At 52.6% G+C, this 7,720-nt stretch carries 7 protein-coding genes and 1 pseudogene; all 8 read right to left on the minus strand.

Annotated features, from left to right (window positions below):
* Nucleotides 1–4: 4 nt before the first annotated feature.
* Complete coding sequence (locus tag K6123_RS22750) at nt 5–730, minus strand: GGDEF domain-containing protein (protein ID WP_221801883.1); 726 nt, start codon at nt 728–730, stop codon at nt 5–7.
* A gap of 963 nt (nt 731–1,693) precedes the next feature.
* Nucleotides 1,694–2,836 (minus strand): phage integrase Arm DNA-binding domain-containing protein, encoded by a 1,143-nt coding sequence (locus K6123_RS22755; RefSeq protein ID WP_281423982.1) that lies wholly within the window; start codon nt 2,834–2,836, stop codon nt 1,694–1,696.
* 1 nt (nt 2,837) lies between these two features.
* A complete protein-coding gene (locus K6123_RS22760) occupies nt 2,838–3,038 on the minus strand; it encodes a helix-turn-helix domain-containing protein (protein ID WP_221801886.1) in 201 nt (66 codons plus the stop codon).
* Entirely contained in the window at nt 3,035–3,721 is a 687-nt protein-coding gene (locus K6123_RS22765) for a hypothetical protein (RefSeq protein WP_221801889.1), read from the minus strand. Before K6123_RS22765 ends, K6123_RS22760 begins: the two co-directional genes overlap by 4 nt.
* Complete coding sequence (locus K6123_RS22770) at nt 3,718–5,037, minus strand: hypothetical protein (protein WP_221801891.1); 1,320 nt, start codon at nt 5,035–5,037, stop codon at nt 3,718–3,720. Before K6123_RS22770 ends, K6123_RS22765 begins: the two co-directional genes overlap by 4 nt.
* A gap of 9 nt (nt 5,038–5,046) precedes the next feature.
* Nucleotides 5,047–6,255 (minus strand): zonular occludens toxin domain-containing protein, encoded by a 1,209-nt coding sequence (locus K6123_RS22775; RefSeq protein ID WP_221801893.1) that lies wholly within the window; start codon nt 6,253–6,255, stop codon nt 5,047–5,049.
* Nucleotides 6,256–6,258: 3 nt separating this feature from the next.
* Nucleotides 6,259–6,513 (minus strand): hypothetical protein, encoded by a 255-nt coding sequence (locus K6123_RS22780; RefSeq protein ID WP_221801895.1) that lies wholly within the window; start codon nt 6,511–6,513, stop codon nt 6,259–6,261.
* A gap of 2 nt (nt 6,514–6,515) precedes the next feature.
* Nucleotides 6,516–7,720, minus strand: a pseudogene (locus K6123_RS22785) (hypothetical protein); the annotation flags it as partial.

Here is a 7,720-nt window from a genome sequence, read left to right on the forward strand (position 1 = left end):
CGGTTTAATATTTGCTAACTCTGTTTTTTCCGTTTTTCTTAGATTTATAAAGGGCTTTATCTGCTTGTATCAATATGTCTTCTACATCATATCCGTCTTCGCCATCGGCTACGCCAATACTGACTGTGTAGTGGATTTTGTAATCCATGAATGCTACGCAATCTTTTTCAATTAATGATCGTATTTCATCAAGAACTTCAAATGCCTGATCTGATTTTGATCCATATATTACTATAGAGAACTCTTCTCCGCCGATGCGTCCAACGATATCCGTTGATCGGATGGTTTCTTTTAATAGCTTTCCAAGAGAGATAAGAACAGCATCACCAGCAGCATGACCGTATTCATCATTTATTAGCTTGAAGTTATCTATATCAATAATGGATATAGATACAGGCTCATTAAAGTCGTGAGAGCGTCTAAATAACTCATGCGCAGAAAAGAAGAACTGACGACGGTTCATTATGCTGGTTAACGAATCATAACTGGCTAATGCCCGCTGCTTTTTTTCCAGAGTGTTTATTTTAAATAGCAAACCAATTACATACCAAGATAACGACGATGAAACGGTTGCCGATGTTATGCCAGCAATCAAAATTGAGTTTTTAGAAATTTGAGAATTTAGAAAACACTCAAGGAAAGTGACGAGCGTCACGGAAAATACAACTGAGAGTATTGTGAATAATGCAGTGCTCTTGATTTGCCCAAGGCCGAATAGAAAGTTATTCATTGATGATCACAGATGTAAATATATTCCACATATAACGTAGGGTTTATATAAAAGAAATTTTAATAACAGAAAGAAATTGGAAATTAACAGGCTAACCATCTTGACGCAACTATATAAAAACCCCTTTTAAAATACGTGTTACAGGGACGTATCCCCAGGGCGTCCCGCCAGCTGCGGCCCGCCCCGGTGCAGATGCTGCGCTGTTCGCTTCTCCCTGCACCGGGGCTGGCCTTGCTGTCGTCGGGCTTGCTCCCGGACTCGCTTCGCTCGAAATCCTCACCACCGCGCTACCAGCTCACTACGTTCATACAACAGGACGGCAGTGTTTCCAGGTTTTGAATCCTTCGCATCCCTGACGCAAACGGCAGCGGCTTCGCCGGTGACGCCGGAGAGTCCCGCCAAGCCGCAGGAGAGGGCGCTAGTGGGGTTTGGCTGGCAGTCACCTAACCTGCTGCGAGACTTAGCCGTCAAGGGCGCCTGCGGCGCCCCGGCTGCGCCGGGTAGACCCTTGACAGCAGCCTCTTAGCAGGTGGGGGTTAACCATGCCAATCCCCACCATGTCGGCGTTGCCGCATTGACCAGGTGCAGATCCGAACGCCTGCGAACACCGCACAGCGGCGCCCGCAGGCTGACCGCTACCAGGTGGGAAATTTGTTGGCAATATACAGTGGTTTTCAGTTAGAAAACTTCAATGAAATCAATGGGTTATTTTTGTTAGAACAGTTACTTTTGAGAGGGGAGGGATAAGAGATTTTCCTTTTAGATTCAAAGGGTTATCTCTCTTAGACGCGCTTTTTGACATGGTAGAGGTCCCCAGTTCGAATCTGGGTAGTCCTACCAAGAATTCTTAAGAAAGTCAGTCACTTAGCGGTGTCTGGCTTTTTTTATGTCTATTGAGAATCAAAAAATTCTCAATATTTTCTCAATATACAGTATTGCTCTGTATTACTTATCCCTTTGTTTTCAAACAACTTTTCTTTCTTTTTCGTTCTCAATATACAGTGGTTTTAGCACCAAATCAGCGTCGCACTCGGTCCAGTTAATGTGCTGGCCGGTGTAGTCGTCTGTCATCCTTTGAGTGGTGTGACCCATCAAGAGGTTTACATACTCTTTGCTGAACCCTTGTCTCAGGTATTCAGCCCCACCCAGACCCCGGATTTCGTGAAAGGTTGGTCTTTCTTCGCTGGTCATCTTGGCGAATGTGTCCAGGGAGTCTCTGACCTTGGCGAACTGTTTACCGAGGTAATCACCAGTGATCTGGCCATGATGCTGACGTGATGCGGCTTTGGTCACTTTCTCTGGCAGTCTGTGCAGAATAAACGGGCAGCTTGTTGGCTTCATTTCACGGGACCGGTCAATAAGTTTGGCCAGGCTGTTGCCGATGGTGATGCGAAGGTAGGCGCGTTCACCATGTTTTTCTGTTTTGGACTGTACAACGTACAGCTGACCATCTTTGATGCTGCTGTACTGGAGGTTCACCAGGTCGCCCCGGCGCTGCAGGGTGACTAAGGCCAAATCCATTGCCAGCTGGAGCCAATCGGGGGCAGCAGATCGGATGATGCCGAACTGTTCCAGGGAGAGAGGGCGGCGCTTTTTACGAATGCTGTCAGCGGCTACTGGCAGGGTTTCTTTGGCCGGGTTTCTGGTAGCCAGGCCTTTGGCGACGGCAAACGCAAACAACTTGATCAGAGTGCCCCTGTGTTTGGTGTAAGCATCGCCTTGCAGGCTGTCGAGCCAGTTGGAGCACTGGCGCACGGTGATGTCATCGGCGATCAGGTGGCCCAGATCTTGGGTTATGCGGTTCAGGCGGTAGTTTTCCAGCTTGAGGGTAGACGCCGCCAAGCCGGTTTGCTGTTGGCGTTCATCCTGATAGCGCTTGATGCAGTCGCCAAGGCTTTCTGCTGAATATGACAGCACGGCTTGCACCAGGTCGGTGTGTTGCACCAGTAGCAGGTTGAGCTTTTTAGCGGCGGAGATTGCCCGGTTTTTGTGAATACCCATCGCGTGATACTTGTGGGTTATCGGGTGCCGGTAACGGTAATAACCTTTACCGTCCTGATATAGATTGTCCGGCAAGCCTGCTCCTGTTGTACGACGACGACCCAACTTATCCCCTCAGCACTGCATCAACCAATTCGTCACCGGTCGTTTGCAGTTCCTCTGTGACCATGATGAACCAACGACCGCCAATTTTTTTGGCCGGTATATCACCGTTTTTGGCCCAGCGCTTCACTGTTTGTTCGGATGGTGGATTGCTGGCAAAGCGGGCAGTCCGCCAATCACTAACACTCATTAGTTTAGGAATCATGCGGCTGCCTCCTGCTGCTGCGCGATCAGGTAGTCACCCCACTGGGCGGCCATCGCGTCGGCCAGGCCTTGCGGTGTCAGGCTGCGAAGCATCCAGCGTTGCGGACCCGGGCTGAGTTTGTTTTGGCCTGAGTCTGTCTGGTTGCCCCAACGTGGTCGGCCTTCGACGTAACGCGGGGCGATTTCGTCAGTGGCCACCAGATCGGGCACACCACGCTTCCACAGGCCGGTTTTCTTGCTGGCATCTTCACCGAACATCCAGGGCTGCACATACTGGGGTTTGGGCAGTCTGGTGCGTTTGGTGATGACGCCCACCGGGTTTTCGATTACCAGGTTAGGGCAGGGGCTGTCCCAGATGGCCTGAACAAAGGCGAGGGCTTGATTGCGGGCTTGTCGTCTGGCGTCTCCGGTGAGGGTTCCGGCTTTGACCTTGTGGGCAACGTCGTCGCGGTAACACCATTCGGCAGCGGTGGTCAGGTAAGTGCAGGTCGGATGGGCAATCACCAGATCCCAGCGGTCGTACAGCAGGCCGGAGTCCAGCAGTTCGGCCTTGATATGGCGATTCGGGGTTGGGTTGTAGGTGTCGGCCAGATCACAGGACCAGGCGTCAAACCCACGAGCCAGAAAGGCATCCCGTACCCGGGCAGATCGTTCGCAGGCAATCAGGACTCGGGGCGTCTTCATGCAGCGACCCCCTCTAAGCGGTGGTCTCGCATTTTGTCGGTCACGAACTCCAGCAGCAGGTGGTGGAGTTCGTTGGTGTTGCCGTACAGGAGGATACCGAAGTAATCGGCCAGGTCGGAGTCCAGGCCGCTGGTGAGCAGTTGATTGACGACGTAATCGGGCTTGAGCCCTTTCCTTGCACTCAACTTCATGACGTTGCCGAGCCACATGGCGACGTTCCGTCGGCTGGGGCCGTCAGCGCTTTTTTTTTGAGATCGTTTGTAAATCCAGCCGTCGCTGCCATCGAGGAAGGCAAAGCGGACGTCTTCGGCGATCTTCTGCCAGATGGGGTGAAGGTAGGTGGCGGAGTGTTGCAACCGGTAGGCGTTCAGGCAGTAGTCCCACAGGGCCTGTAAATGCTTGATCAGGTCGGCAGGCTCCCGGATCGACAGCTGTTTACCACTGCCGTTGACGCTGCCGTTTTCAAACTCACGGATGATGGAATGGTGAATCCGAAACTCTAACCGTTTGACCTGATCGGCTTCGTTGCCGTCGGAGCCGTCGCGGTATTCGGTGGTGAGGACGTCCTCTATGGAGGGCGTCCGCATCCATAGCCCTTCACAAAAGGCGAGCTTGTCGCTTTTGAGGGCTTCGAGGGTTTTGTCATACAGACACATTTGGATCGACGTGGGCGACCCGAACATGAAGGTCTCATTCTTGCCGTAGGTGACGGCCATTTCTGAGATGGTGTGGTTGCTGATATCAGCAATGCCGTGGGCTTTGTAGGATCTTCTTGAATGGGTAACTAACTTGCGTTCGAAGTCTTCCGGCAGCTCTAACCCCTTCATATCCACCGCCAGGTGCACGGCCAGTCCATTGGCTTCGATGGTCTCGCCAAACAGGTTGGCGATCTCTCTCAGCCGCTTGGTCAGGCGTTGCGGTCCCAGGTGGTCGATGATTTGTGGGGTGGCTTCGATTTTGATGTGGGGGCCGCGCTGATCGGCTTCCTTGTACATGGATTTAACCAGCACCACGAACCCCAGCTCTAAATTCTTGAAGATGAATTTATAACCGGACTTCTTGCCGGAGCTGGTCAGCTTCCATTCATAGCCGCCGATGTCGATCACGTCGCTGTCGCTGACTTCGTAATGGCGGGCAATGGCAGGCAGCAGATCAGCGCGCAGGTTACAGATATACAGCTGGCGGATGCTATCAATACCCGCCCACAGGAACCGCATGCCGGAGAGGTCATATTCAATCCGTTCAGATTTGAAGATGTCGGTTCCTGCGTTCAGGTCTTTGATGCGTTCCATGGCTTTGGATTCATATCGTGGCATGAGGTCTCCTTACATTTTGAATGCGCGTTTTACATCTTCAGCGTCTGGTTCAACATCAGCAGTCACTGTGTCGAATGCCGGTCCGGTGAATTCCGTGATGAGCTGGCCGTTAATCACACAAGCCCAGTCATCGAAGTCCCGTTCAAAGAAACAGAAACGATGCAGGGCAATCCGACGAGAACGATCCACGCTGCTGATCAAGGCATAACTGTTAACCCGCCCCCGGATCACGCCGGTTAAGCGCCAATCGGGTGACCAGGGCAGGTCGTAGTAGTCGGGCAGGTGGTAGCCCGGCATGAGCTTGTCGAGCAGGGTTTGAGACTCAGGGCTGCTGGGCATGAATGTGAAACGGTTCAGCACTCCAGCAGGCTGACCCGGCATGGCAGGGTGATTGGCGAGTTGTGTTTGATCTGGTGCGGTCGCGGTATCCGAGGTCGCTGACACCTGTTCGGTTGTTGCGGGTTCAGGAGGCATACCAAAAAGGCCACTAATCGCGATGCTGGCCATCCAGATGCACAGTGGCAGGCCAAGTACTGCAACGGCCGCATACATCTTGTATTGACCCACAAAGGAAGCCCGCTTATCCGGGTTATCTTCCAGGGCAGTATCCGTCAGCGATTTGCTTTGGGTGTAGCTCTGATACAGGCAAGTCACTTCGTCCTTATAGGAGCCAAACTTGCTATCAATCTTCGATGTGGCAGGCGGACGGGTTGACGCAATACCACCGACATAAATATCGACCCGGAACCGCTTGGACATGCCATGGCGTTCCATCTTGGTGTGAATGTAGGTGGAGGCAATCAGGTCTCTGACCCATTTGGCCAGCTGGTTAACGTCCTGACAGAGCAGGAAGATTTCACAGGAATAGCCGTCAGGGGACACACTGTGGCGGTGTTCGGTGAAAAACTGCAGGACGGAGGTTGGTGCGCTGTTCTGCTTCCAACCACTTGAAAACATCTTCCCGGCTTCGTCGATCACATAGATGGCACCGGCTGGATAGTTGGCCAGGTTAATCCACTTTTCGACACTGTCGCGGTCGGTGGACATGGGAAAGGTGACCAGGTTGGCGTCCGGGTATTTCTTATAGAGTTCCTCTTTGCGCAGAACCACATTGGTAACCACGGTGCGACCCTGCTTGAGCGCAGGCTCAATCACGTTGGCGACCGAGTTGTAACTCTTACCGGAGCCGGGCAGTCCTGTGTAGGCGGTAATCGACATGCATCACCCCACGATCGGCAGGCGACGAATGATGAAGCGGATCAACCAGGCACCAAAAACCATTGGAACCCCGACATCAATCCCCATCACATACATTGGATATTCAAGCGCGCTGGCCGCAGAGAGAAAATAGTTGCGGGCTTGGTCAACAAATTCAGGAACAGGAATGATGGACAACAAGCCTTCAAACAGGGCTACCAGACCGTCCCAAAACTGATCAATTAACCATTCAAATCCATCTTTAAGGTCATCAAACATAATCAGGCACTCATCAAGGCTCTAACGGCCACCAGACTCCAGAACGCGATAAAGAACATACGCAATGGTTCTTGTACGGGTTCCAGGTGATCACAGAGATTCAGAACATAACCATTGGATTGACCCGCAAGGGTCACATCAAAGGAATAGGACAGGTCGCAGCTTTGGGAAACGGGCACGTCCATTTCGCTGAAGCTGCTGAGGGTTTGGTAAATCTCGCTGTTCTGGAGGGCATCATTGATACCGGATACCGCTGTCTCAGCTGAGTTTTCGGGGGTGTAGTTATCAGTGCTGCAATCATCACCGGTGCAGTCGCCAGAACTGGTGCCGGTACCTGTGCCGCTACTCGATCCCGTTCCGGTGCCAGTACCCAGTCCTTCAGCAATGGCATTGATGGCGGTGACCAGGTCACTGGATGGCCCAAGGGCATCCTTGATGGCCGTGAGCTTGTCGGTTTGGTCGGCGGAGAGGGTTTCGTTTTGGGCAATCAGGTCGGTGAGCTGATTTTTAATCTCGGGCAAGGCGGTGGTGTCGTCTTTAACCGCTTCCAGCAAGGTGATGATCTGGTCTGAGGCGTCGTCGGTTTCGGTACCGGAAGCCTCATCGTCAGTACTGCCAGGGGTTTCGGTTTCACTATCATCACCCGCACCGTCTTCGGTGGTGCTTTCCCCATCGTTGGTCTCGTCACTGGTGGAATCGTCTTCACTGGTGCCGTCGTCTTCGGTGGAGCCATCCTGTGTTTCGGTGTCGTCGCCGGCATCGTTGATGCCATCCAGGCAATCATCTTCGGTCATATCACCGGAGAGCACGGGGGAGCTGTTGATCAGATCCTGACAGAAGCAACGCAGCAAGGTACCGGTGCAGGTGTCGTCTGGTTCATAGTCATCGGGGACACCATCGCAGTTGGTGTCTGTACGACCGACGACAGAGCAAGGTTCAGATTCGGAGTCATCATCCGCACTGTCATCAGAGTCTGATTGACCCTGACTGCCGTCGCTATCGGATTCGGTGCACTGATGGACGGTGCCCATGCCACTGTCAGACGTCAGACCCGATCCGGCATTGGCACAGTAGTTGGAGCAGGATTTGGTGGCTTTTAATGTGAAGCTGAAACCGTCGGCGGTTTCGCATTGCTGGAGGGCATCCCCACAATAACCGGCATCATCAGCATCTTCGGGATAACAGCCGTCTTCGCCGCTGTCGTCAC

Origin of the sequence: Oceanobacter mangrovi (assembly GCF_019740315.1) — a bacterium.
GTDB classification, from domain to species: domain Bacteria; phylum Pseudomonadota; class Gammaproteobacteria; order Pseudomonadales; family Oceanobacteraceae; genus Oceanobacter; species Oceanobacter mangrovi.